Raw genomic sequence first — 24,147 nt, 5'->3', positions numbered from 1 at the left:
GTTGTGGGAGAGTAGGTGACTGCCGCAATAATTTGTTGGAAGAGGGGGCATCCTGTTTGGGATGTCCCCTCTTTTTTGCATTCACAGACTGGTTGGGGTGTGGGGTCAGTCGCGGTCTGGTTGTTTTGGGTGAAGGATCAGCTGGCTGGTTCGCCGACCACCATTCCATATGTTCAGAGCAACCATTGAGGGCCGTCGCCGATGAATCGGCAACGGCCCTCAACGACTGGTCTCGGAGATCAGCGACCGAACAGCTTGGAGAACAGTCCCTTCTTCTTCGGCTTCTCCGCCGGTGTCTCTTCCTCGTCCCGAGCGGCCGATTCGGTGTCGGTCTCCGCTGGAGCCGGCTCAGTACCTGTCTCTTCGGCGGCGTGCCTTTCAGGTTCCCCGGTGTCCGCTTCGCTCCGTGCAGCGGGAGCTTCCGTCGTGACCGCCTCGTCGACCAGCTCCGGGGCGGACTCGTCCTCGGCATGGGGTGCCGACGAGTCAGAGACGGCACTCGAGCCGGCCGCCTCGGCGGGGTGGTGTACGGACTCATCACCGGCCGCTACAGACTGTGCAGGCGTCGGGGCCACCGTGGAATCCGGGCGGGGAGCGGTGGACTCCGTGCCCACCTCGGCGGGGGCGCCTGCAGCTGCCTTCGCATACTGCTCAGCGGCCTCGCCCTCCAGCGGGGTATTCATATCGCAGTTGGAGATCCGGCGCTCGTCGTCGAAGGACAGATCGGCTGATCCATCGGCGAACAGCATCCGCAGACCGCCGGCCGGCAGCTCTTCGACGGGAATGCCCCGTTTGGCGACATACGACTCGATCGCGGCCCGGTGGTCGCTCACCGTCGTCTGCGTCAGCCCCTGCATGAGAGCACGCACGGACACCTTCACCTGTGGCTGGGGGAGGACAAGCGCATCAGCGTCGACGAGCAGCCACACCGTCGTGCCGGCTCCCGCCTCGGCAGGATAGTGAGCCCACTTGCCCGTGGCCTCCTTCGCCGCGAGGGTCAGGCGCAGGGCCAACTCCTCATCGAGATCGAGCTCGGAGGTGGTCAGCTCCGTGACCTCCTCGGCCGCACCGAACTTGCGCACGTCATGTGAGAGACCGACGACCGCCTCGGGGAAGTCGTTGACGTTCTCCCATCCCCACAGCCAGGTCTTGTCGCGACTCGACTCGGAGCCCAGCAGATGCGGGCGGGCGCGCAGAACAACACCGTTCTCCGTACTGAACGTCAGGTGCGGGTCTGCGGTGAAGTCGACTTCCCACTCTGCGTCGGCGATGAGCCCACCGAAGTGGGTCTGCACCTCGGTGGAGTAGAAGACGGCGCGATTGACCAGGTCCTGCAAAGTTGTGCTCATGGGTTCAAGCCTAAGCGGGAGCGCCTGAGAAGCGAGGAGGCACGCGGCGGAACAGTCTACGTCAGTGCCGTGTGATGGAGTGAAGGAGTCAGGACAGGACCCGCTCGTCTACCGCGGCAAGGAGAATGCATGTAAAGTGATCTGTTGCGCTTCGCGCCTCTCACGACTCATTCATCAGTCACTCTTCACCCAGGACGTTCATCGTGGCCCTACTCCGCCTGTCCCTGAAATACGCCAAGAGCTACTGGCCGTTCATCATCTTGGTCGTCATCCTGCAACTGGCTTCGACCATCGCCGCCCTGTACCTGCCGAGCCTCAACGCACGGATCATCGACGAAGGCGTGGCGAAGGGCGACACCGACTTCATCTGGTCGACGGGCATGACGATGCTGCTGGTCTGCTTCGTCCAGGTCATCACCGCGATCACCGCGATCTACTTCGGTGCCCGGACCGGAATGGGCGTCGGCCGCGACCTGCGCCGGGCGATCTACCGCCAGGTCGACGATCTGTCGATGCTCGAAGTGGGGAAGTTCGGCTCCGCCACACTGATCACGCGCAACACCAATGACGTGCAGCAGGTGCAGATGCTCGTGCTCATGACCCTGAACTTCATGGTCTCGACCCCGATCATGTGCATCGGCGGAATCATCATGGCCCTGCGTGAAGACGCCGGACTGTCCTGGCTCGTGTGGGTGTCTGTGCCGATCCTCTTCGTCGTGGTCGCCGTCCTCGTGTACCTCCTCATGCCGCTGTTCCGCCGCATGCAGGACCAGGTCGACGACATCAACGGAGTCCTCCGCGAACAGATCACCGGCATCCGCGTCATCCGCGCCTTCGTCCGCGAACCCTTCGAAACCGACCGCTACGCCGACGCGAACAGGGCGTTGACCGAGACCTCGGTCAAGGTCGGCAACCTCTTCGTCCTCATGTTCCCCGCGATCATGATGATCCTCCACCTCGCGACCGCGGCGGTCCTGTGGTTCGGCGGTCACCGCGTCGACGCCGGACAGATGGAAGTGGGCTCACTGACCGCCTTCCTCCAGTACCTCCTGCAGATCCTCGTGGCCGTGATGATGGGTGTGTTCATGATGATGATGATCCCGCGCGCCGTCGTCTGCGCCGAGCGCATCGCGGAGATCCTCGATGCCCGGACGACGATGACCATCCCCGCAGGAGTCGACGAAGTCCCGCGCCGAGGCGAGCTCGAATTCCGCAACGTCACCTTCGGATACCCCGGCGCCGAAGTTCCCGTCCTCGAAGGACTGAACTTCACCGCACAGCCCGGTACGACCACCGCGATCATCGGATCGACGGGTGCCGGGAAGTCGACGATCGTCAACCTCATCCCCAGGCTCATCGACCCGCAGGAAGGCGAGATCCTCATCGACGGCATCCCTGTCACCGCGTTCAACCGACACCAGCTGGCGCAGCTGATCGGACTCGTCCCACAGAAGCCCTACCTGTTCTCCGGCACGATCGCCTCGAACCTGCGCTTCGGCAACGAGGACGCCTCGGACGCCGAACTCTGGAACGCCCTGTGCATCGCCCAGGCCGAAGATTTCGTGACCGAGAAGGAGCACCGCCTCGAGGAGAGAGTCGCCCAGGGCGGCACGAACTACTCGGGCGGTCAGCGCCAGCGCCTGTGCATCGCCCGGGCACTGACCGTGAAGCCGCAGATCTACGTCTTCGATGATTCGTTCTCCGCCCTCGACGTCGCCACGGACTCGCGTCTGCGTGCTGCCCTCGACGAATCGACGGGGGAGGCCACCGTCATCGTCGTCGCCCAACGCGTGTCGACCATCCGCGACGCCGACCAGATCATCGTCCTCGAAGCCGGACGCATCGTCGGCCGCGGCACCCACGAGGAACTCGCCGAGACGAACCCGACCTATCGGGAGATCGTCGAATCCCAGCTGACCACGGAAGAGGTGAACTGACATGGCCGATGACACCTCGACGGAGACCGTCGTGTCCGCAGACGACGAGTACATCCCCAGCGGCGAAGAGCTCGAGATGAGCGGAGGCACACCCCCGCGCAAGGCCAAGCACTTCTGGCCGTCGGTCAAACGCCTGTTCGGGCTCATGACCAGCGAGAAGCTGGGACTCATCAACGTCGTCGCTCTCGTCGTCGGCTCAGTCGTCCTCACCGTCATCGCCCCCAAGGTGCTCGGCAAGGCCATGGATGTCGTCTACTCCGGAGTCATCGGTGCGCAGCTGCCGACCGGAGCGGACATCGACGACATCATCGCCGGTGCGCGAACCCAGGGACGTGATGACTTCGCCGACATGCTCGCCACCGCCGAGGTGGTCCCCGGACAGGGCATCGACTTCACCGCTCTCGGTCAGATCATCATCGCAGTCCTGCTCATGTACCTCGTGGCCTCGATGCTCATGTGGGCTCAGGGCTACATCCTCAACGCCCTGGTCATGCGCGTGGTCTACCGACTGCGTGAGGACATCGAACGCAAGATCAACCGCCTGCCTCTGCGCTACTTCGACACCCGGCAGCGCGGCGATGTCATGTCGCGGGTGACCAACGACGTCGACAACATCCAGCAGGCCCTGCAGCAGGCGTTCTCCCAACTGATCCAGTCGGCGCTGACGATCATCGGCATCGGCGTGATGATGTTCATCGTCTCCTGGCAGCTGGCACTGCTCGCCCTCATCGCACTGCCTCTGTCGGCCATCATCGCCGGAGTCATCGGCACTCGTTCCCAGAAGCTGTTCAAGGCCCAGTGGAAGCACACCGGAGACGTCAACGGCCATGTCGAGGAGTCGTTCTCCGGACTCGACATCGTCCGTGCCTTCGGCCGTGACGAAGTGATGCTCGACGAGTTCGACCGCCGCAACGAATCGCTGTACAGGGCTTCGGCCGGAGCACAGTTCGTCTCCGGGATGATCATGCCCTCGATGCAGTTCGTGTCCTATCTCAGCTATGTCCTCATCGCCGTCGCCGGTGGCCTCAAGGTCGCCACGGGGCAGATGACGCTCGGCGACGCGACCGCGTTCATCCAGTACTCGCGCGAGTTCTCCCAGCCGATCTCCGAGATGGCCGGAGTCGCGAACATGCTCCAGTCCGGCGTCGCCTCGGCTGAGCGGACCTTCGAGCTGCTCGACGCGGAGGAGGAAGACCCCGACGAAGTGAGCCGGACGCTGCCGCCGCGCACTCCCGGCAAGGTCGAATTCTCCGCAGTGAGCTTCCGCTACGCGCCGGAGACCCCGCTCATCGAGGAGGTGTCCTTCACCGCCGAGCCGGGCCATACCGTGGCGATCGTCGGCCCGACCGGAGCCGGGAAGACCACCTTGGTCAACCTCGTGATGCGCTTCTACGAGATCACCGGCGGAACCATCCTCCTCGACGGCAACGACACCCGAGATCTCAGCCGAGCGGACCTGCGGTCCCACGTCGGCATGGTCCTCCAGGATGCGTGGCTGTTCGAAGGCACGATCGCCGACAACATCCGCTACGGTCGACTCGACGCCAGCGACGAGGAGGTCGTCGAAGCGGCGAAGGCGACAATGGTCGATCGGTTCGTCCGGCAGCTGCCCGACGGCTACGACACCGTCATCGATTCCGACGGCGGCAGCGTCTCCGCCGGAGAACGTCAGCTGATCACCATCGCCAGAGCGTTCCTGGCGGACCCGTCCCTGCTCATCCTCGACGAGGCGACCTCCTCGGTCGACACCCGCACCGAGGTGCTAGTGCAGCAGGCGATGGCGGCGCTGCGAACGGATCGGACCTCGTTCGTCATCGCTCACCGACTGTCGACGATCCGCGACGCCCACACCATCCTCGTGATGGAGGACGGGGCGATCGTCGAGCACGGCGACCATGACGAACTCCTGGCAGCCGGCGGCGCCTACCACCGCCTCTACATGTCGCAGTTCCGCGGAGAGGACGCCGAAGAGCAGTTCACCACTGAGGTTCTCGCCGAGGCCGAAGCCGAACCCGGGGCACCTCTGAGCGAAGCCGCGGACGCTGATTCGCTCGACGCGGAGTCGGGTGAAGAGCGGGCCTGATCCGGGGGACCGGGACATAACGTTTTTCGGCGCTGCGAGCCGAGCGCTGCGGAATCGTGATGTTCATTGTGGCCATGCAGATTCGCCCTCAATCCGTGCGCCGGAAGACATCGGCCGAGGTGGAGGCTGCCGCGCGACGGGGCCCTGCGCACTGCCGACCAACGCTCTGGGCCGCCGGTGAGGCGCGACGATGACGATGGCGGATAACGAGCATCTCATTTCCGTCATGTACTAAATGACCGAAAGTCGATGCCCTGCCACTGTCGGCGTAGTGTCCCTGCCAACGCCTCGATCAGGCGAGGACGAACCTTGGGAGGGGTCACCATGAAACGCCTGGCACTGGCAGCGACGATTGCGCTGACCGCAGCACTGCTCGGAATCGGGCCGGCAGGCGCCGAGATCGGAGCCCCCGCTCCTGCCGCAGCCGCGGAACCGACGCAGTCCACCGGCGAAGACGCTTCAGATCCCGACGGTTCGCCCGGGCAGGATGAAACGGGCGACGGCCAGACAGCTCCTCCCGGCGACGGAGCCGATGGTGCGCACAACGACTCTGACCCGACGGATGCGCCGGATGAGGGCACCGAGGAGCAGACCGATCCGATCAGCGCTTCGTTCTCTCTCGATCGGACCGAGGCGACGGCCGAGGAGATCAGCACCGAGGGAATCGGCTACACCATCGACTCCCTCGAAGCCGGAGATGTTGTGAGGGCGAAGCCCGGCTCAGAGGGAGCGGCCACCGTCGCCGAGGACGGGGTCTTCTCCGGCACGATCACCGGCGGCACCGAACTCGAGGCCGGCGACGTCCTCGAAGTCACCGTCACCGTCCAGCGAGACGGTCAGCAGGCGAAGACATTCAGCGGCAGCGTCACCGTGGTCGACGACGCAGCGGCCGAGGTCGAACTGTCGGTGACTCCGCAGACGCAAACGATCGACGACTACCTCACCGATGGGATATCGATGAGCGTGACCGGGTGTCCGGCCGGTGAGGACGTGACCTTGCGCATCATCGCCGAGGACGATCCGGACACTCAGTACTGGGAGGACAGCACTCGAGTCGATGACCAGGGCGGCGCCTCGGCGGAATTCCTGCCCGGTACCGGCGCTGACGGGTGGATCGGCGACTTCGTCGTGCAGGCCGACTGCGGTGGCCACTCCGCCGAAGCGGGCTTCTCCGTGACGGACGGAGGCATCCCGGAGGCTGACCTGAGGGTCTCACCGAAGTGGCAGCCTCTCGCCGACTTCCTCGATGGGGGAGTGAGCATGACGATGGTCAACTGTCACGTCGACTCCGATGTGGACTTCCGCGTGAGCTCCGCCGACGATCCCGACACCGTCATCTGGGAGGAATCGCAGAAGGCGGGGGAGGATGCTGCCGGTTATGCGGAATTCGTGCCCCGAGGCGACGGCGGCACAGCCTGGGTCGGTGAGTTCCTGGTGACTGCGTCCTGCGGCGACCAGAGTGCCGAGGCCGCCTTCACCGTCACCGATGACGGCAGCGTGGTCGACCCGACTCTGTCGGTCGAGCCGTCGACGATCTCCGGTGCCGACTTCGTCAACCGTGACAAGGGCGTGATGCTCACCGTCACCGACTGCGAACCGGACGCCCGGGTGCAGTTCGAAGTCTGGACCGAGGACTTCGACACGAAGTTCTACGAGCAGACGGCCCGGGGCGACGATGACGGAGTCGCCGGGGTACAGGTCTACGGGCTTGCCGACGACCCGCAGGCCTATGTCGGGACCTATCGGGTCAAGGCGAACTGCATGGACACCGGTATGGACGGTCGATTCGTCGTCACCGGCAGCGACTCGGGTGCCCGAGCCGGCACGGATTCGGGCAATGCCGGCGGTTCCGGCGGGGACTCGATGCCGCGCACCGGTGCCGAGATCACCGGTCTGGCAGCAGGCGGGCTGCTCATCCTCGGTGGCGCAGCGGCGATTCTGCTCGCCCGCCGTCGCATCCAGTTCGAACGATGACCGGCGACTCGTCGGGGAACCGCTGAACGACGAAGCAGGCCGTCACCCTCCGGAGAGAGGGGACGGCCTGCTCGGTGTTCGGGGATCAGCGTGCCACGAGGGCACGCACGGCCGAGGAGAAGACGCCCTGGCCGTCGACCCCTCCGCCGGCCTCAGGCCCGAATCCGGCCTCGACGGCATGTTCGGGGTGCGGCATGAGACCGACGACGTTGCCCTCTTCGTTCGTGATTCCGGCGATGTCGCGCAGCGAACCGTTCGGGTTGGGCCCCTGGTAGCGGAACACCACACGGTTCGTCGATTCGAGCTCGTCGAGCACCTCATCGGTGGCGACGTAGCCGCCCTCACCGTTCTTCAGCGGGATCCGGATCCTCTGACCCTGCTCGTAGTCGCCGGTCCAGACGGTGTCCGCATTCTCGACGAGGAGGTCCTGATCGCGGCAGATGAAATGCTGGTGGTCATTGCGGATGAGCGCACCGGGCAGCAGATGGGACTCGCACAGGATCTGGAAGCCGTTGCAGATGCCCAGCACCGGCATGCCCGCACCTGCGGCGGCCACCACGGCCTCCATGATCGGCGCGAAGCCCGCGATCGCACCGCAGCGCAGATAGTCACCATAGGAGAATCCGCCGGGCAGGATGACGGCGTCGACACCGGACAGGGTCGAATCGGCATGCCACAGGTTCACCGGCTCGGCTCCCGCCAGACGCACGGCTCGGGCGGCGTCACGATCATCGAGGGTCCCGGGGAAGGTGACGACTCCGACGGAGATGCCGGAGCCGGTCCCCGCCTCGGCGGTGGTGGGGTTCTCAGCGACAGCGGTCACGACGCGTCCTCGGCTACGCGCACGGCGACGACGTTCTCGATCACGGGGTTCGACAGGAGCTTCTCTGCGGCTTCGCGGGCCTGGGCGAGAACCTCCTCGGTGGCTTCGCCCTCGATCTCGAGTTCGAACCTCTTGCCCTGACGGACCTCACCGAACCCGGTGAAGCCGAGGCGTGTCAGTCCGCCGGAGATCGCCTTGCCCTGCGGGTCAAGGATCTCGGGTTTGGGCATCACCTCAACGACGACACGTGCCATGCGTGTTCTGCTCCTTTGTGAAAGTGTTCGGGAGTTCCTCCCGCGCTCGCCCACAGTCTATCAAGCGCTGGAGACCCTCGGCCCGGGCGCTCGTGCGCCGGACCGCCCGGACGGCGTCTCAGGAATCGAAGCCCATGCCGACGGCATCGAGGACCTTGAGCAGCGGACCTCGCCTGCCCTCGTTCTCATCGGATCTGATGAGGGCCTGAGTCGTCAACTTGATGCCCAGCCAGGCGGCGGGCTCGGGCGGGAACGGCAGCGGCAGCTTGCGCACCATCTCGAGCTCGGTCAGATCGGTCGACTCACCGGAGAGGAGGTCGAGCATGACGGTTCCGGCGAACCGGGAGGCACCGACGCCGAGGCCGGTGAACCCGGCCGCCATGGCGACCTTCTTCCCGTAGGCGGTGGTGAAGAAGGAGAAGAACCGCGAACAGGTATCGATCGGTCCTCCCCATTTGTGGGTGAACCGCAGCCCCTCGAGCTGCGGGAACGTGGCGAAGAAGTGTTCGGCGAGTGTCTCGAAGGTCTCCGGGCGCTGATCGTACTTCCACGACACCTGGCGCCCGTAATGGTAGACGGCGTCCCATCCTCCGAAGAGGATCCGATTGTCAGCGGTCAGCCGGTAGTAGTGGAAGCGGTTCGCACAGTCGCCGATGCCCTGGCGTCCCTCCCAGCCGATCGAGTCCATCTGCTCGGGAGTCAGCGGTTCGGTCATGAGCGCGTAGTCGTAGACGGGGACCGTGTGGAGACTGACGCGTTTGAGCAGGGAGGGGAAGACGTTCGTCGCCAGCGCCACGCGGTTCGCGGTGATGGTCGCACGGCTGCCCGCTTCGTTCGCGCCGGCACCCGCCTCGTTCGTCTCGGTCGTGACCTCGACAGTGGACTTCCGGTCGGTGACGGAGGTGACCTTGGTGCTCTCGTAGACCTCGACACCCAGTTCGCGGACGACCCGTAGCAGCTCCCAGCACAGCTTCGCCGGATGGACCATCGCGACCTCACGCGAATCCCACAGTGCGGCCTTGTAGGTCGGTGACTTCACCAGCTGCGCCAGCTGCTGCTGATCGTAGAAGATGAAACCGGCCTCGGGGTCGTGCCCGGCACGCAGGTCGGCCACCTGATAGTCCTCGGTCGCCACATCGAGCTCACCGGTGCGTTCGAACTCGCAGTCCATCCCGTACCGGGCCACTGCGGCTTCGATCGCATCGAGGTTCTCACGTCCCAGCTGTGCGAGGCGCTCGTTCTCCTCGGGCAGATGGGTCGCGCCGTTGTCATAGCCGTGAGTGAGGCTGGCCGCACAGAATCCGCCGTTGCGCCCCGAGGCGGCCCACCCGATGGAGTTCGCCTCGACGAGCACGACATGGCGTTCGGGGTCGCGCTCCTTGGCCTGCAGCGCCGTCCACAGTCCCGTGTACCCGCCTCCGACGACGAGGAGGTCGGCGCTGCGGTCCTCTGTCAGGGGCGGCAGGGGAGTGGGGCGCAGCTCGGTGTCGAGCCAATAGGGAACTGTCGAAGCGTCGGCCAGTGCGGTGTGCACGTCCATGTCGTATCTCTTTCTGTCTGTGCGGCAGATGCGCTCTGCCGTGCGTCGGATCTCATTCTCCCGTGCGACGCCCGGGGTGCGGGCCCGCCTCGGCGAGGATCAGCCCGCCATGGTCTTGATGATCTATGTGGCATTGCCGCCGGCCTTGCGCAGGACGAAGCCGACGAACCCGAGAGCGGCCAGGGTGAGGAAGAACATCACCGTCGACATCGCCGCGACCTCGGGGCGCAGGGCCACACGGACGGCGGAGAAGATGTAGACCGGCCAGGGAGTGTAGCCGGGCTGCTGGACGAAGCTCGAGAGGATCGTGTTGTCGAGGCTTACGGTGAACGACATCAGGGCTCCGGCGAGGATGCCCGGGGCCGCGATCGGCAGGGTGATGTCCCTGAACCGATGCCACGGGGTGGCTCCGAGATCTGCCGCCGCGTCCTCGAGCTGGGTGTCGATGCCGGCGAGCCTGGCGCGGACGATGAAGGTCACGATCGCCATGGAGAACATCGCGTGGGAGATGATCAGCCTGACCAGACCGTTGTTGAGCGGGGTGATGCCCCAGTCGACGCCGACGGTGACGAACCACGGCAGGAATGAGATGCCGTCGACGATCTCGGGTGTGACCAGGGTCAGCCCGAGGATCGCGGTCAGACCCAAGGCCCACCAGGCGCCCTTCGGCGCCCGGGCCAGAGCGACCCCGCCCAGGGTGCCGAAGACCGTCGAGACGATGGCAGCGCCCACGGCCGCCTGGAGGCTCGTGACGATCGAGGAGATGATGATGTCGTTGTTGATGCCGCTGATATAGGCGTGCAGTCCGAAGCCGCGGAAGTTCGCGAGCACCTTGCCGTTGTTGAACGAGTAGGCGATGATCACCGCGATCGGGACGAACAGGTAGATGAAGACGATGATGCCCCAGACGTGAAGGGCGATATCGGTCGGCGTCCGACGTGCGAATGTGTTCTTCTTCGGCATCTCAGGCCCTCCCGTCCATGAGCGGCACGCTGTTGAGGCGGGCCGTGATCGTCTGCCCGAGCTTGAGCAGTGCGAACCCGACACCGACGACGACCAGGGTGGAGATGATGAGGATCATCGCCATGGCCGCACCGACCGCCCAGTTCTGTGCGGTGTTGAATTGGTTGGCGATGAGCTGGCCGACCATCGACCCGCTCGCCCCGCCCAGCACCGTCGCCGTGACGTAGTCGCCGTTGAGGGGGATGAAGACGAGCAGGCAGCCGGAGACGACGCCGGGCATCGCCATCGGCAGGGTCACGCGCATGAATGTCTTCACCTTCCCCGCGCCGAGGTCATAGCTGGCTTCGCGCAGCTTCTTGCCGGAGGCGTCGATGGCCACGAACAGCGGCAGGATCATCAGGGGCAGGTAGTTGTAGACGACGCCGATCTGGACCGCCGAGCGAGTGTAGAGGATGTCGAGCGGCCCGTCGAGCAGACCGAGCGCCTGCATCCAGTTCGACAGGAACCCGTCGGGGGAGAGCATGATCTGCCAGCCGAGTGTGCGCACGAGGAAGTTCGTCCAGAACGGCACCATCACCAGCGCCAGAGCCAGCGAGCGGCGGGCCGGAGAGACCTTGATCGCCAGCCAGTAGGCGAAGGGCAGCGCGATGAGCAGGCACAGGATGGTGCCGAGGATCGAGATCCGCAGGGTCGCGAAGAACGTCGTCACGAAGCTCGTCGTCATCGCTTCCGGGTAGCGGTCGAACGACAGCCGGTCGGTGGCGATGGCCGTGAACTCGTCGGGTTTGTACCCGAAGCTGTAGAAGACGACCAGGGCCACAGGGATGACGAAGAAGAACAGCACATAGGCCCAGGTCGGAAACGACATCGCCGAGGCGCCGAAGAAGCGCGCGGAGATCCCGCGCTCGGCCCGGCCCGGTGACGGTGCGGCGGGCGGTCGGGGCGGAGTCGGAGATGGCTGCTGTCGGTTCGGTTGCGCGGTCGTGCTCATGCTCCGCTCCTTGCCTGTGCGTCGGCGAAGATCTTCGTCCGGATCTGATCGGCCGGTGTCTGTTTGCTGGGTTCGAGTCGGTCGAGGACCTTCTGGGAGGGGAAGATGAGATCCGGTTCGTCGATATCGGCTTTCTTCGCCTGCTCGTCCAGACCCTTGGTCCCGATCGGGTAGCCGATGTAGTCGAGCTGTTCGACGGCCGTGTCGGGAGAGATCATGTGGTTGATGAAGGCGTGGGCGGCATCCGGGTGCTGGGCGCCCGTGGCGATCGCCCAGCAGTCCGTCCACAGATTCGCCGAGGGGGTCGGGAACACGAACTTCCAGTTCTCCGGGTCCGAGACCTCGTACAGGCCCTGCCGGGCATCGCCGTTGAACGCCTGCAGCAGAGTGAAGCTGCCTTGGATCATTCCGGTGGCGACGTTGCCGATATAGGCCTTCGTGTTCGGGGCGAGCTGGTCGACGACGATGTCGCGGGCCTCGTCGAGCTCGCCCTCGTCTTCGGTGTTGAGGCTGTAGCCCAGAGCCGAGAGCGCGATCGCCGAGACCTCCCAGGGATCCTCGAGCAGCGAGGTCGTCCCCGCAGCCTCGTCCTGTGCGGTGTCGATGAAGTCCTGCCAGCTGGTGAGCTCACGAGTGATCTTCTTCGTGTTGTAGACGAACCCGGTCGTCCCCCACGCCTTGCAGATCGAGTACTTGTTGTCGGGATCGAAGTACTGGTTCGTGAAGTTCGGATCCATGTGCTCGAAGTTCGGGATGAGACTGAGATCGAGCTCCTGGAGCAGATTGTGATTGAGCATCTGTGGGATGTTCGCCCCGGTCGGGACGACCACGTCGTACCCGGAGGTGCCCCGCGAGGTCGACAGCTTCGCGACGAGCTCCTCGTTCGACCCGTAGGAATCGACCTGGACGAGCACATCGTATTCGGATTTGAATGCCTCGATGAGGTCGGGATTGTCGTAGTCGCCCCAGGAGTAGAGGTTGAGCTTCGATTCGATCTCGCCGTCGGCAGGAGGCGAGGCCGCCATCTTCGTGGTCTTGCCGCAGGCGCTCAGAGCACCGAGTCCGACCACCCCGAAACCGGCCAGCAGCGCTCGCCGGGTCAGCCTCGCCGAGGCGGCCCGCGGCGCCAGGAATGTGACATCGGCAGCGGTGCGCACCATCTCAGGCACCGCCTTCACGGTCGGATGAGGACGAGCCGCCTTCGCATCCGTAGACGGCCACGGCGTCGGCGTCCCAGCTCAGGTCCACCTCGGCGTCGGCACTGAGGGGTGTGCTGCCGGCGGCCGGTACGCGGGCGAGGATCTCGTCGTTGTCGCCGACCGTGATCATGTACTGGATGACATCGCCGAGGAAGGAGTACGACATCACCGTCCCGCGGGCGGTGTTCGCCGTCGCGGGCTCCTGCCCGGCCGGAGCGACCCGGATCCGTTCGGGTCGGATCGCCGCACGCACCCTCTCGCCTGCTCTCAGCGTTTCGGTCCGCCCGGCCGCGGTGGCCGGTCGCAGGTCGAGCGAGGGGACCTCCAGGACGGTGTTGGCCGTGCGCAGCCGCGCGGTGCCGTGGTCGATGGAAGCCACCTCGGCGGGGATGAAGTTCTGTTTGCCGATGAATCCGGCGACGAAGCCGTTGGCCGGGTTCGCGTAGATGTCCTCACCGGTTCCGATCTGCTGGATGACCCCGTCGTACATGACGACGATGCGATCGCTCATGGCCAGGGCCTCGTCCTGATCGTGGGTGACGAAGACGAAGGTCGTGTCGAGCTTCGTGTGGAGGCGTTTGAGCTCGAGCTGCATCTCCTCGCGCAGCTTCCGGTCCAGGGCCGACATCGGCTCGTCGAGGAGGAGGACCTGGGGACGGTTGACCAGGGCCCGGGCGAGCGCGATGCGCTGCTGCTGACCGCCGGAGAGCTGTTCCGGTTTCCGACCGGCGAAGTCCTCCATCTGGACGAGGGCGAGGACCTCCCGCACGCGCTGGGCGATCTCGGGTTTGGGCACCTTCGCCTGTTTGAGGCCGTAGGCGATGTTGTCGGCGATGTTCATGTGCGGGAAGAGCAGGTAGGACTGGAACACCGTGTTGACGGGCCGCCGGTGCGGGGGAAGGGAGACGATGTCCTTGCCGGAGAGCAGGATCGCCCCGTCGGTGGGGGTCTCGAAGCCGGCGATCATCCGCAGCAGGGTGGTCTTGCCGCAGCCCGAGGGGCCGAGCAGGGAGAGGAACTCGCCCCTGTGCACGGACAGGTCGAGGCGTTCGATGGCGGTGTTGTCGCCGAAGACCTTCTTCACGCCCTGGATCTCGAGGTGGTCGAGCCCGGTGGCCGGTGTCGTCTCGGCGGTGACTGTGGTGGTCATGATGGCCTTTCAGCGGTAGTCGGGGTGACAGTGGTCGGCGGCGCGCCCTCGGCGGCGTCGAAGACGATTCGGCCGTCGCAGATGGTCAGTTCGTTGGTCACGGTGCTGATCTCGGACGGGTCGAGTTCGAAGGGGTTCGCGCTGGCCAGCGCGAGGTTCGCGGGCGCGCCGAGGCGGATGCGGCCATTGGCCTGCGAACGCAGCAGGTGGGCCGAGCCCGAAGTGCAGGCGCGCAGGGCAGTCGTCAGGTCGATCGCCTCTTCGGGCAGCAGCGGTGACGTGTCGGCGGCCGAGGGGTGCGAGCGGTTGAGTGCGACGTGGATCGCCTCCCAGGGATTCGCCGTCGACACCGGCCAGTCCGAGCCCATCGCCAGGTGTGCGCCGGCCCGGGCGAAGGAACCGAAGGGGTAGAGCCAGCCGGTGCGCTCGGGGCCGAGGAACGGGATGTTGAGGTCGATCATCTGCTGGTCGAAGCACGCCCAGAGCGCCTGCAGATTCGCGGTGACTCCGAGTTCGGCGAAGCGGGGGACGTCGACGGGATCGACGACCTGGACGTGGGCGATGTGGTGGCGGCGATCGGAGGTGGGGACGGAGCCGATGGCTGCGAAGGCATCGAGTGCGGCTCCGACCGCGGCATCGCCGATCGCGTGGCAGTGGATGTCGAAGCCCGCGGCGTCGAGGGCGGCGAAGGAGGCCTCGAGGTGCTCGCGGGTGAAGTAGCTCGTGCCGAAACCGCCGCAGGAGCAGGAGTATTCGCGGCTCATCGCGGCCGTCCGGGATTCGACGATGCCGTCGAGCATGAACTTCACCGAGGTGGTGCGGAACCTTCCCTCCCCGCGTCTGAGCGCCAGCAGGCGCTCCACTTCCGCGTCGATGTCGGTGACGTCGCGGGGCCACCACAGGCTCCCGACCACCTCGGCGGCGAGCTCCCCGGTCGCCTCGGCGGCGACATAGGAGTCGAAAGGGGAGCGGTGACCGGAGTAGTCGCCGATGATGGCGTCCATCCACGCGGTGACCCCGAGCCCGTGGAGGTACGTCTGGCCGGCGAGCAGACCAGCTCGGATGGTCGCATCATCGGCGGGCGGGACGTGTGCGCCGACGAGGTCGATGGCCGCTTCGTGCAGGCATCCGGTGGGCTCGCCCAGCTCGCTGCGGACGATGACTCCGCCCGCCGGGTCCGGGGTGGTGATGTCGATGCCGGCGATGGCCATGGCCGCCCGATTGACCCACGCCGAGTGGTGATCGGCGCTGAGCAGGATGATCGGACGGTGCGGGGCGACCTCGTCGAGGATCTCAGCGGTCGGAGCACCGCCCGGGAAGTCGGCCATCGACCAGCCGCCGCCGGTGACCCACCCCTCGGTCCTGGCCAGATACAGGCGCAGAGTCTCCAGGGACTCCTCGAGGCCGTCCGCCTGGCTGAGGTCGCAGGCCAGGGACTCCTGGCCGCCGAAGGTCGTATGCACGTGGGCGTCGACGAAACCGGGGGTGAGCAGGCGGCCGGCGGCGGTGATGGTGCGGGCCGCGGGCGTCGCCGCGCTTCCCGTGCCGATCTCGGTGATGAGCCCGTCCCGGACACTGATCCGGCTCTCAGGACGGAGCGCATGCCCGTCGAAGATGGTGACGTCGAGGATATCGAGATCCACTGCTGCCTCCCGACTGCGTTGTCGAAGCTCGGGCGGGCCGCGGAGTCCGCGTCCCGCAGGGACATTCCCGGTCGAGCGACCGGGGAGTGAGGACAGGCCCGAGGCTGTGTCCTGAATCACTGTTAAGTCACCATAGCGGAAGAAGAACGGTGAATCCACCGAATCCGTTGCGGTAAATGACGATCATGGACGGAAAGTGCAATGGCAATTGCTGTCAACGCTGGATCGGTGTCTCACCCTGCGATATCCGCAGGACGAGGGAGGCGTGGCGTGTTCGGGGCCGCGCGGCGGGGAGGGAGTGGGAAGGCGGCTCGAAGGAGGGCTCCGGCGGCAAAGCCGGAGCGCGTCAGCCGGGGAAGGTTTGCCCCGTGAGTTTCTCGAAGGCCTCGATGTAGCGTGCGCGGGTCTTCTCGACCACCTCGTTCGGCAGAGCCGGCGGCGGGGTGTCCGAGGACCTGTCCCAGCCGGACTCCTCGGTCAGCCAGTCGCGGACGAACTGCTTGTCGAAGCTCGCCTGCGTCTGCCCGGGAGCGTAGCCGTCGGCGTCCCAGAAGCGGGAGGAGTCCGGGGTGAGCGCTTCGTCGCCGAGCACGATCGTGCCGTCGGGCAGGGTGCCGAACTCGAACTTCGTGTCGGCGAGGATGATTCCGCGTTCGCGGGCGATAGCCTCGGCGCGCTGGTAGATGTCGACCGTGAGGCTGCGCAGCTTCTCCGCGGCTTCGGCTCCGACGGTCTCGACGACCCGATCGAAGCTGACGTTCTCGTCGTGTTCGCCGAGAGCGGCCTTCGTCGCCGGGGTGAAGATCGGAGGTTCGAGGCGGTCGGCTTCCTCGAGCCCGGCAGGCAGCTGGACGCCGCAGACGGAGCCCGCTGCCCGATAGTCGGCCATGCCGGAGCCGGTGAGGTAGCCGCGGGCGACGCATTCGACGGGCAGCATCGACAGGTTCGCAACGATCAGCCCGCGACCGCGCACCGCCTCGGGCACATCCGAGCTGATGACATGGTTGCCGATGACGTCGGCGAGCTGGTCGAACCACCACAGGCTCAGCCCCGTGAGGACTTTGCCCTTGTCCGGGATCTCGGAGTCGAGCACCCAGTCATAGGCCGAGATCCGGTCGCTGGCGACCATGAGCAGGGACTCGGCGCTCGCGGCATCGGCGGCGCCTTCGGGGATGTAGAGATCGCGGACCTTGCCCGAATACACATGAGTCCACCCCGGCAGATCGGGTGCGGCCATCCCGCCCGACGTCGTCGAGGCGTCCGACGCCCCCGAGGGGACCGCTGCTTCCGGTGCGCCGTAGATGCCGGCCAGTTCGATGCGCCCGGCCGCGGCCGCCTCGGCGATGTCCTTCCGGTGCTGCTGACCGTCCCATCTGATCTCGTCGACGGCCGCATAGGCCTTCTCCCGGGCCTCGGTGAGGTCCGTGCCGAGGGAGACCACGGAGAGCACCCGGCCGCCGGAGGTGACGATGTCACCGGTTTCGGCGATGTCCTTCGTGATCACGGCGTCCTCGGGGGCGAAGCCGCCGCTGGGGCCGGTCGCCAGCTTCGTGCCCGCATGGAGCACGCTGATGTCGGTCAGAGCTCCGGCGGTGTCGAGTCCGCGGATGATGTCGCCGGTGGCCGGGGCGCCCGGATAGTTCTCGGCGGCCATGACCACGGTGACCGAAGCGCGCGGATCCCAGTCGAGGGCGCCGACCTCGTCGAGCCGGCCCTCGGCTGCGGCCAGGAGGGTCTGCCCCAGGGGGCTCCTCAGTCGGGCGAGCACGGACTGGGTCTCGGGGTCGCCGAAGCGGACGTTGAACTCGACGACGCGCAGTCCCCGCGACGTCAGCGCCAGCCCGCAGTAGAGGAGGCCGGTGAACGGGGTGCCGCGGCGGGCCATCTCGTCGACGACGGGCTGGGCGACGGTGTCGATGATCTCGTCGACGGTGCCTTCGGGCAGCCACGGCAGGGGCGAGTAGGCGCCCATGCCGCCGGTGTTCGGACCGGTGTCCCCATCGCCGATGCGTTTGAAGTCCTGCGCGGGGGCCAGCGGCAGCGTGTGCTGACCGTCGCAGAGGACGAAGAGGGAGACCTCGGGGCCGTCGAGGTAGTCCTCGATGACGACCCGGTCGGAGACCTCGAGGCAGGAAGCCGCATGGCTCAGCGCCTCCTCACGGTCCGAAGTCACGACGACGCCCTTGCCGGCCGCCAGACCATCGGCCTTGACGACGTGCGGGGCACCGAACTCGGACAGTGCGGCGGCCGCCTCGTCGACGGAATAGGCGACCACGGTGCGCGCGGTGGGCACGTTCGCCGACTCCATGACCTCCTTGGCGAAGGCCTTCGAGCCTTCGAGCACGGCCGCTTCCGAACTCGGCCCGAAGACCGGGAACGAAGCCTCGCGCAGGGCGTCGGCGACCCCGGCGACCAGGGGCGCCTCGGGGCCGATGACGACGAGGTCGACGTCGAGCGATTCGGCCAGAGCAGTCACCGCGGCCGCGTCCGAGGCATCGACGGCCTCGGTGTGGGCGATCTGAGCGATCCCCGGATTGCCGGGTGCGGCGATGACGGCGTCGACCTGCGGGTCGCGTGAGAGAGCGAGGACGAGGGCGTGTTCACGGGAGCCCGAACCGATGACAAGAACCTTCACGCCACCAGCCTAAAGGGTCGTAGGCTTGAGTGCGTGACCAGTTCGACTTTCACCCGCGCACAAGCCGCTGAGCTCGCCGTCGTCATACGCAGCGGATTCACCGAATCCCGTCATATCGGATCCGCCGTCGTCCTCGATCCCGAAGGGTCGCCGGTGATCCGCCTCGGTGCCCCCGAAGTGCCCGTGTTCACCCGTTCGAGCCTCAAGCCGCTGCAGGCGATCGCGGCGATGAGCCTCGGCGCCGACATCTCCGGCCCGGCGGCGGCCCTGGCCACGGCCTCCCACCGCTCGGAGTCCGGGCACGTCGAGGTCGTCGAGTCCATGCTCGAGTCCGCAGGACTCGGAGTCGAGGATCTGCAGTGCCCGTCCGTCCACCCCGCCGACGGGGCGTTCCGCCGCCGCCTGCAGGAGGAGCTGCGCGCGGCGGGAGAGCCCGACACGGACCCGAGGTCTCCGCTCTACTTCAACTGTTCCGGCAAACACACGGCCTTCCTCATGGCTGCCCGGGCGATCGACGCCGACACGTCCACCTACCTCTCCGCCGACCATCCCGTGCAGGCCCGCGTCGCCGAGGTCGTCGAGGCGTTCGCCGGGGAGACGCCGGCCGCCGTCGGGGTCGACGGCTGCGGAGCCCCGGTGTTCGCGCTCAGCCTCACCGGCCTGGCTCGGGCCATCGGCCGCGTGGTGGGGACGGGAGGTTCGACCGAGGGCGCCTCCGCCCCGGCCGCCTGGAGGGCCTACGCGGAGCACGCGACGACCCTCATCGATGCGGTGTTCGCCGGCCCCTGGGCCATCGAAGGCCACGGTCGGCCGAATTCGACCGTCATCGACCGCCTCGGCGTGTTCGCCAAGGGCGGGGCCGAAGGCGTCATCGTCATGGCCACGAGGTCCGGATACTCGGTGGCGCTCAAATGCCTCGACGGTTCGTCACGGGCGACCGGACTCGTCGCGCTTACCCTCCTCGAGCGCGCCGGAGCCTTCGACCTCGGCCCGGGCTCCGCCTCGGCGGCGGGCGTCAGCGACGAGGACCTGGCCGCTGTCATCGCAGCGATCACGGACCCGGTCACCGGCGGCACGGATTCCGAAGGGCGGACGAACGTTGTCGGGCGGCTGGCGCTCGGGGAAGATGTTGCCAGAATCCGTGAGAGGAAGAGGGACTGATGGCGATTCGCAGAAGGATCGACCCCGACCAGGGGCGCAATGCACTGGAGATGTGGGCGGCGCAGGCGGCCCTCGACGCCGCCCCGGCCGACCGTTCGACCATCGCCACGGCCGTGCGGTTCACCCTCGAAGAGCTCGCCGCCCGCGCCGAAGGCAACAGCGTCGAGGTCCGCGTCCCGCCGTTCGGGGTCACGCAGTGCATCGCCGGCCCCCGCCACACCCGCGGCACGCCGCCGAACGTCGTCGAGACCTCCGCCGGGGTATGGCTGGAGCTCGTCACCGGACGCACCGACTTCGCCACCGCGCTCGCCGGAGGCGGCATCGAGGCCTCGGGCACCCGAGCCGACCTCAGCGAGCACCTCCCGCTCTTCACCACGGCAGAACTCGAGGATCGACGATGAGCGCCCAGATCACCCAGACGACGTCCTTCATCGGCGGGCGGCATGTGCCCTCCCTCATCACCTATCCGAACATCGACCCGGCCACCGGCGGCCACCTCGGCGACGTCTCCCGAGGAGGCGCCGACGAGGTCGACCGCGCCGTCGTGGCAGCGGCGAAGGCGCAGCGGGAGTGGAAGCGCACGAGCCCGCAGCAGCGCTCGGCCCTGCTCGTGGCCACGGCAGCCGTGATCACGGCCAACCGCGACGAACTCGCCCGCCTCGAATCCGAGGACACGGGCAAACCGGTCACACAGGCCTATGCCGATGTCGACGTCTGCGCCCGCTACTTCGAGTTCTACGGCCACACCATCGAGTCCTACTACGGGCAGACGATCCCGATGGCCGATGACATGCACGTCTACACCCGGCGCGAACCCTACGGGGTGACCGGGCACATCGTGGCCTGGAACTATCCGCTCCAGCTCATCGGTCGAGCCGCCGCCACCTCCCTGGCCACGGGCAACTGCGCTGTGGCCAAACCCGCCGACGAGACTCCGCGATCGACCGTCCGGCTGGCCGAGCTGATCCACTCCGTCGGCTTCCCGGCGGGTGCGTTCAACGTCGTCACCGGCCTCGGCGCCGAGGCGGGAGCGGCCCTGAGCGCGCATCCTGGCGTGGCCCATCTCGGCTTCGTCGGCTCCACCCAGACCGGATCCGCCATCGCCCGTGCCGCCGCCGAGAGGGTCGTGCCCACGGTCCTCGAGCTCGGAGGGAAATCAGCGAACATCGTCTTCGCCGACGCCGATGTCGATGCGGCGATACCGTCCCTTCTGCGCTCGATCATCCAGAACGCCGGGCAGACCTGCTCGGCCGGGTCCCGACTCCTCGTCCACCGCGACGTCCACGCCGAGGTCGTGGACAAGATGTCCGCGGCGATGTCCGAGGTGACCATCGGCTACGGCCTCGACGACCCGATGCTCGGGCCCCTGATCTCGGCCAAACAGCACGAGAGGGTCGAGGGCTTCCTCGCCGAGGTCGACTCGGGGCAGATCGTCACCGGCGATCGGCGGCCGGAGGGACTGGCCGATGATCTTGCCGCAGGTGCCTTCATCACCCCGACCCTCGTCGACTCCGTGGACCCGCAGTCGCGGATCGCTCAGGAGGAGGTCTTCGGTCCCGTCGTCGTGACCATGCCCTTCGCCGATGAGGATGAGGCCGTGGCATTGGCCAACGGCACCGACTACGGCCTCGTCACGGCACTGTGGACGCAGAACATCTCCCGCGCCCACCGGGTGGCCGCCGAAGTCGAGGCCGGACAGATCTTCGTCAACACCTATGGGGCCGGCGGGGGAGTCGAGCTTCCCTTCGGCGGGTTCAAGAAGTCCGGCTACGGGCGGGAGAAGTCCATCGAGGCTCTCGACGAGTACACGCAGACGAAGACCGTCGCCATCAAGCTGTGAACGCGCAGCTGGGGATGCGGCAGGAGCGTCCGCGGCGCCACCCGGCCTGTCGGAAGCAGGTGGCCCGATGACGTTCCCGGTGCTCGGTCTCGTCCTCATCGCCTCGGTCGCCCACGCGCTGTGGAACCTGGCCGCGAAGTCGGTGACCGGCAAGGGCTATGCCTTCGTGCTGGCCTACCACGGGCTCTCGGCGGTCCTCCTCATCCCGGTCGCGATCGTCATCATCGCCTCCGGGACGCAGCCATTGAATTGGGCACTGGTCGGAGCGGCCGCGCTCAGCGCCGTCTTCCACATCGCCTATTCGGTGTCCCTGCAGTCCGGCTACGACCACGCTCCCTTGGGCGTGGTCTACCCGACGGCGCGGGGGACCGGGCCGGTGGTGACGATCATCATCGCCGTGGCCCTCCTCGGCGAGCGCCCCACGCTGACCGAGGTGCTCGGCGCCTTCACCGTCATCGCCGGCATCGCAGTCGTCACGATCCGCCCGAGAGCCGGCGGCGCAGGACCCACGAGCGGCTCCGGGCTGCGCCGGGGCCTCGCGTGGGGCGGGCTGATCGGGGCATTCATCGCCTGCTACACCCTGTGGGACGATTTCGCGGTCAACCACATCAGCGAGTCCCCGCTGCTCTACTTCGCCGTCTCGGAGGCCTGCGTCGGTGTGCTCATGACCGCCGGCATCATCGGGCTGCCGGGAGGTGCCGCACGACGAGAGGACTTCCGTGCGATCCTCCGCGAACACAAGCGGGCTCTCATGACCGTGGCGATCCTCTCGCCCCTGGCCTATGTGCTCGTGCTGTTCGCGATGCAGCAGGCTCCGGTGGCGCTCGTCGCCCCCGTGCGCGAGACCTCGATCATCATCGGCACACTCCTGGCCTGGTGGTTCTTCGGGGAGAAGAACATCGCGCTCAAGCTCGCCGGCGCCCTCGTCGTCGTCACGGGAATCGGGTTCATCGCCCTCGGCTGAGGACGCGGCCGATCCTCCTCAGCGGCGCCGCGTGGGCTGGCGCCTGGTCACCCGCACCACACGCACCGGGCACACGGCGTGGGAGAGCACCCCCTGCGAAGTCGAGCCGAGGACGGTGGAGGCGAATCCGCCGCGACCGCGGGAGCCGATGACCACGAGATCCGCGGTGTAGGTGGCGGACACGAGCACCTCGGTGGCGGGTGCGTCGAAGATCGAGAACCGGACGTCGAGCTCGGGGAAGTCTCTCCGCAGACCCTCGACGGCGGTTGCGAAGGATCTCTCCGCCTCGTCGTACATCCGGACCAGATGCTCCTGACTGGGCATCCATTCGGGCGAGAGGATGTGGGTGGCGGTGACACCGACGAGGTGGAGTGGTGTGCCGTAGATCGCGGCCTGGGCGGCGGCCGCCCGCAGGACCGGTGTGTCGGTTTCGAAGGGATCGACCGCGGCGACGATCTCACCGGAGAAATCGGGACGCCGGCGTCCGTCCGCCTCGGCGCTCGGGACATCCTGTGAGCGCACGGGCTGGTCGATCGGCAGCGGGCGCTCGGGCATGACACGGGTGGGCCAGGTGCTCGGGATGACGACCGTGGCACAGTGTGAGTGCGCGGGCATGGCCAGGGCCACGGAGCCGAGCAGGCGACCGGCGAAACCGCCGCGGCCGCGCGCACCGACGACGGCGAGATCGGCGTTCTTCGAGTGCTCGACCATCACCCCCGAGGCGTCGCCGGGCACGATCGTCGTCGATACGGGGACCCCGGCCGACGTGACCGAGTCGGCGGCCGCCTCGGCGATGTCCGATACAGCCTTCTTCACTGCCTCGTCGAAGTCGGCGGGGTAGACGATGTCGGCCTGACCCATGGTGACTCCGGGGACGGTGTAGGCAGAGACGATGCGGATCTCGGAGGAGGTCCTCTGCGCGTGCGAGATCGCCCACTGCAGGGCACAGCGTGCGTTGTCGGAACCGTCGATGCCGACGATGATCGTATGGGACATATCAGAACCTCTGTCTCGTGAACCGGTCAGCTGGATGTGTCCAGTTTATGGGAGCCGGTGTGAGACTGCCTGGGAGGAGGCTCAGACTGACTCGACTAGACTGTTCGCGACCTGTTGTGCCGGGGTGCTTCCCCGGTGTCCCCGCGGCCGTGCGCGGCCCCGTGCCCAAGGAGATCATGAAGGACCAGATCGACGTCGCCGTCCGTCGCAGCCCCAAGTATTCGGTGTTCATGGGCATCGGCGCGGTGCTCGGCGTCATCCTCGCCGGAATCCTCGCGGTCTTCGTCGACCCGGAGGACATGCCGATGGGGTACACGGTGTCGAAGGGGATGGGCCTGATGCTGCTGGTCCTCGGCACCGCCGGTCTGTTCCTCGGCGGGCTCTTCGCGCTCATCCTCGACTGGGCGGGACGCAAGAGGGCCAGAGAGTACCGGGTCGATGCGCAGATCGACATGGTCGACGATCCCAAGGAAGTCGCTCGGCGTCGCTTGGCCGAAGCCCGCGGGGAGGACCCGGACGCTGCGGACGCCGCGGCGGATGCGACCGATGCGCCGACCGACGCCGATGACCCCGACGACGGACGAGCCGACCGCGGTCCCGCCCCGGATTCCACAGTCTGAGCGCCGTTCCACAGTCTGACCACTG

The 24,147-nt window shown here is 67.0% G+C and carries 19 protein-coding genes; 8 read left to right on the top strand and 11 right to left on the bottom strand.

The window, feature by feature from the left end; all coding sequences use genetic code 11:
- Positions 1–239: 239 nt before the first annotated feature.
- Positions 240–1,349: a DUF6882 domain-containing protein gene (locus tag IIE29_RS13000; RefSeq protein WP_209325719.1), complete on the bottom strand. Its 1,110-nt coding sequence runs from the start codon at positions 1,347–1,349 to the stop codon at positions 240–242.
- A 203-nt stretch (positions 1,350–1,552) separates the two neighbouring features.
- On the opposite strand from IIE29_RS13000, the gene IIE29_RS12995 reads away from it, so the two are divergent.
- The 3 genes from IIE29_RS12995 to IIE29_RS12985 all read left to right on the top strand — a co-directional run bounded on the left by IIE29_RS12995 (position 1,553) and on the right by IIE29_RS12985 (position 7,343).
- The gene (locus IIE29_RS12995; RefSeq protein WP_209325718.1) at positions 1,553–3,286 is read left to right on the top strand and encodes an ABC transporter ATP-binding protein; all 1,734 of its coding nucleotides are present in this window, start codon (positions 1,553–1,555) and stop codon (positions 3,284–3,286) included.
- 1 nt (position 3,287) lies between these two features.
- A complete protein-coding gene (locus IIE29_RS12990; protein ID WP_425491466.1) occupies positions 3,288–5,369 on the top strand; it encodes an ABC transporter ATP-binding protein in 2,082 nt (693 codons plus the stop codon).
- Between the two features lie 324 nt (positions 5,370–5,693).
- The gene (locus tag IIE29_RS12985; RefSeq protein ID WP_209325717.1) at positions 5,694–7,343 is read left to right on the top strand and encodes a hypothetical protein; all 1,650 of its coding nucleotides are present in this window, start codon (positions 5,694–5,696) and stop codon (positions 7,341–7,343) included.
- 85 nt (positions 7,344–7,428) lie between these two features.
- Here IIE29_RS12985 and purQ read toward each other — a convergent pair whose 3' ends face one another.
- The 9 genes from purQ to purD form a co-directional block, all read right to left on the bottom strand.
- Positions 7,429–8,166 (bottom strand): phosphoribosylformylglycinamidine synthase subunit PurQ, encoded by a 738-nt coding sequence (gene purQ / locus IIE29_RS12980; protein ID WP_209325716.1) that lies wholly within the window; start codon positions 8,164–8,166, stop codon positions 7,429–7,431.
- Complete coding sequence (purS, locus tag IIE29_RS12975) at positions 8,163–8,420, bottom strand: phosphoribosylformylglycinamidine synthase subunit PurS (protein ID WP_209325715.1); 258 nt, start codon at positions 8,418–8,420, stop codon at positions 8,163–8,165. Before purS ends, purQ begins: the two co-directional genes overlap by 4 nt.
- A gap of 118 nt (positions 8,421–8,538) precedes the next feature.
- A complete protein-coding gene (locus IIE29_RS12970) occupies positions 8,539–9,960 on the bottom strand; it encodes an NAD(P)/FAD-dependent oxidoreductase (RefSeq protein ID WP_209325714.1) in 1,422 nt (473 codons plus the stop codon).
- A 123-nt stretch (positions 9,961–10,083) separates the two neighbouring features.
- Positions 10,084–10,923 (bottom strand): ABC transporter permease, encoded by an 840-nt coding sequence (locus tag IIE29_RS12965; protein ID WP_209325713.1) that lies wholly within the window; start codon positions 10,921–10,923, stop codon positions 10,084–10,086.
- Position 10,924: 1 nt separating this feature from the next.
- Positions 10,925–11,914 (bottom strand): ABC transporter permease, encoded by a 990-nt coding sequence (locus tag IIE29_RS12960; protein WP_209325712.1) that lies wholly within the window; start codon positions 11,912–11,914, stop codon positions 10,925–10,927.
- Positions 11,911–13,074: a polyamine ABC transporter substrate-binding protein gene (locus tag IIE29_RS12955; RefSeq protein WP_209325711.1), complete on the bottom strand. Its 1,164-nt coding sequence runs from the start codon at positions 13,072–13,074 to the stop codon at positions 11,911–11,913. The genes IIE29_RS12960 and IIE29_RS12955 overlap by 4 nt, the downstream gene beginning before the upstream one ends.
- 1 nt (position 13,075) lies before the next feature.
- A complete protein-coding gene (locus IIE29_RS12950) occupies positions 13,076–14,263 on the bottom strand; it encodes an ABC transporter ATP-binding protein (RefSeq protein ID WP_209325710.1) in 1,188 nt (395 codons plus the stop codon).
- Positions 14,260–15,906: an amidohydrolase gene (locus IIE29_RS12945; RefSeq protein ID WP_209325709.1), complete on the bottom strand. Its 1,647-nt coding sequence runs from the start codon at positions 15,904–15,906 to the stop codon at positions 14,260–14,262. The genes IIE29_RS12950 and IIE29_RS12945 overlap by 4 nt, the downstream gene beginning before the upstream one ends.
- A 346-nt stretch (positions 15,907–16,252) precedes the next feature.
- Positions 16,253–18,541, bottom strand: a complete 2,289-nt coding sequence (gene purD, locus IIE29_RS12940) for a phosphoribosylamine--glycine ligase (protein WP_209325708.1) — start codon at positions 18,539–18,541, stop codon at positions 16,253–16,255.
- A gap of 33 nt (positions 18,542–18,574) precedes the next feature.
- On the opposite strand from purD, the gene IIE29_RS12935 reads away from it, so the two are divergent.
- The 4 genes from IIE29_RS12935 (at position 18,575) to IIE29_RS12920 (ending at position 22,506) form a co-directional block, all read left to right on the top strand.
- The gene (locus tag IIE29_RS12935) at positions 18,575–19,702 is read left to right on the top strand and encodes an asparaginase (protein WP_209325707.1); all 1,128 of its coding nucleotides are present in this window, start codon (positions 18,575–18,577) and stop codon (positions 19,700–19,702) included.
- Entirely contained in the window at positions 19,702–20,103 is a 402-nt protein-coding gene (locus IIE29_RS12930) for a sterol carrier family protein (protein ID WP_209325706.1), read from the top strand. The genes IIE29_RS12935 and IIE29_RS12930 overlap by 1 nt, the downstream gene beginning before the upstream one ends.
- Positions 20,100–21,542 (top strand): aldehyde dehydrogenase family protein, encoded by a 1,443-nt coding sequence (locus tag IIE29_RS12925; RefSeq protein WP_209325705.1) that lies wholly within the window; start codon positions 20,100–20,102, stop codon positions 21,540–21,542. The genes IIE29_RS12930 and IIE29_RS12925 overlap by 4 nt, the downstream gene beginning before the upstream one ends.
- Positions 21,543–21,609: 67 nt before the next feature.
- The gene (locus IIE29_RS12920) at positions 21,610–22,506 is read left to right on the top strand and encodes a DMT family transporter (RefSeq protein WP_209325704.1); all 897 of its coding nucleotides are present in this window, start codon (positions 21,610–21,612) and stop codon (positions 22,504–22,506) included.
- Positions 22,507–22,524: 18 nt separating this feature from the next.
- Here the strand turns inward: IIE29_RS12920 and IIE29_RS12915 are convergent, their stop codons facing one another.
- A complete protein-coding gene (locus tag IIE29_RS12915; protein WP_209325703.1) occupies positions 22,525–23,502 on the bottom strand; it encodes a universal stress protein in 978 nt (325 codons plus the stop codon).
- A 176-nt stretch (positions 23,503–23,678) separates the two neighbouring features.
- On the opposite strand from IIE29_RS12915, the gene IIE29_RS12910 reads away from it, so the two are divergent.
- Positions 23,679–24,122, top strand: coding sequence for a hypothetical protein (locus IIE29_RS12910; protein ID WP_209325702.1), 444 nt, complete (start codon positions 23,679–23,681; stop codon positions 24,120–24,122).
- The last annotated feature ends 25 nt before the right edge of the window (positions 24,123–24,147 follow it).

This window comes from Brevibacterium renqingii (assembly GCF_017808095.1).
GTDB classification, from domain to species: Bacteria; Actinomycetota; Actinomycetes; order Actinomycetales; family Brevibacteriaceae; genus Brevibacterium; species Brevibacterium renqingii.
This window is presented reverse-complemented; position numbering and strand designations above follow the sequence as displayed.

Excerpts from the sequence above, each read along its gene's own strand:
- IIE29_RS13000 (WP_209325719.1), bottom strand. The coding sequence starts at position 1,349 with ATGAGCACAACTTTGCAGGACCTGGTCAATCGCGCCGTCTTCTACTCC.
- IIE29_RS12990 (WP_425491466.1), top strand. The coding sequence starts at position 3,288 with ATGGCCGATGACACCTCGACGGAGACCGTCGTGTCCGCAGACGACGAG.
- IIE29_RS12985 (WP_209325717.1), top strand. The coding sequence starts at position 5,694 with ATGAAACGCCTGGCACTGGCAGCGACGATTGCGCTGACCGCAGCACTG.
- purS (WP_209325715.1), bottom strand. The coding sequence starts at position 8,420 with ATGGCACGTGTCGTCGTTGAGGTGATGCCCAAACCCGAGATCCTTGAC.
- IIE29_RS12970 (WP_209325714.1), bottom strand. The coding sequence starts at position 9,960 with ATGGACGTGCACACCGCACTGGCCGACGCTTCGACAGTTCCCTATTGG.
- IIE29_RS12965 (WP_209325713.1), bottom strand. The coding sequence starts at position 10,923 with ATGCCGAAGAAGAACACATTCGCACGTCGGACGCCGACCGATATCGCC.
- IIE29_RS12960 (WP_209325712.1), bottom strand. The coding sequence starts at position 11,914 with ATGAGCACGACCGCGCAACCGAACCGACAGCAGCCATCTCCGACTCCG.
- IIE29_RS12955 (WP_209325711.1), bottom strand. The coding sequence starts at position 13,074 with ATGGTGCGCACCGCTGCCGATGTCACATTCCTGGCGCCGCGGGCCGCC.
- IIE29_RS12950 (WP_209325710.1), bottom strand. The coding sequence starts at position 14,263 with ATGACCACCACAGTCACCGCCGAGACGACACCGGCCACCGGGCTCGAC.
- IIE29_RS12930 (WP_209325706.1), top strand. The coding sequence starts at position 19,702 with ATGGCGATTCGCAGAAGGATCGACCCCGACCAGGGGCGCAATGCACTG.
- IIE29_RS12925 (WP_209325705.1), top strand. The coding sequence starts at position 20,100 with ATGAGCGCCCAGATCACCCAGACGACGTCCTTCATCGGCGGGCGGCAT.
- IIE29_RS12920 (WP_209325704.1), top strand. The coding sequence starts at position 21,610 with ATGACGTTCCCGGTGCTCGGTCTCGTCCTCATCGCCTCGGTCGCCCAC.
- IIE29_RS12915 (WP_209325703.1), bottom strand. The coding sequence starts at position 23,502 with ATGTCCCATACGATCATCGTCGGCATCGACGGTTCCGACAACGCACGC.
- IIE29_RS12910 (WP_209325702.1), top strand. The coding sequence starts at position 23,679 with ATGAAGGACCAGATCGACGTCGCCGTCCGTCGCAGCCCCAAGTATTCG.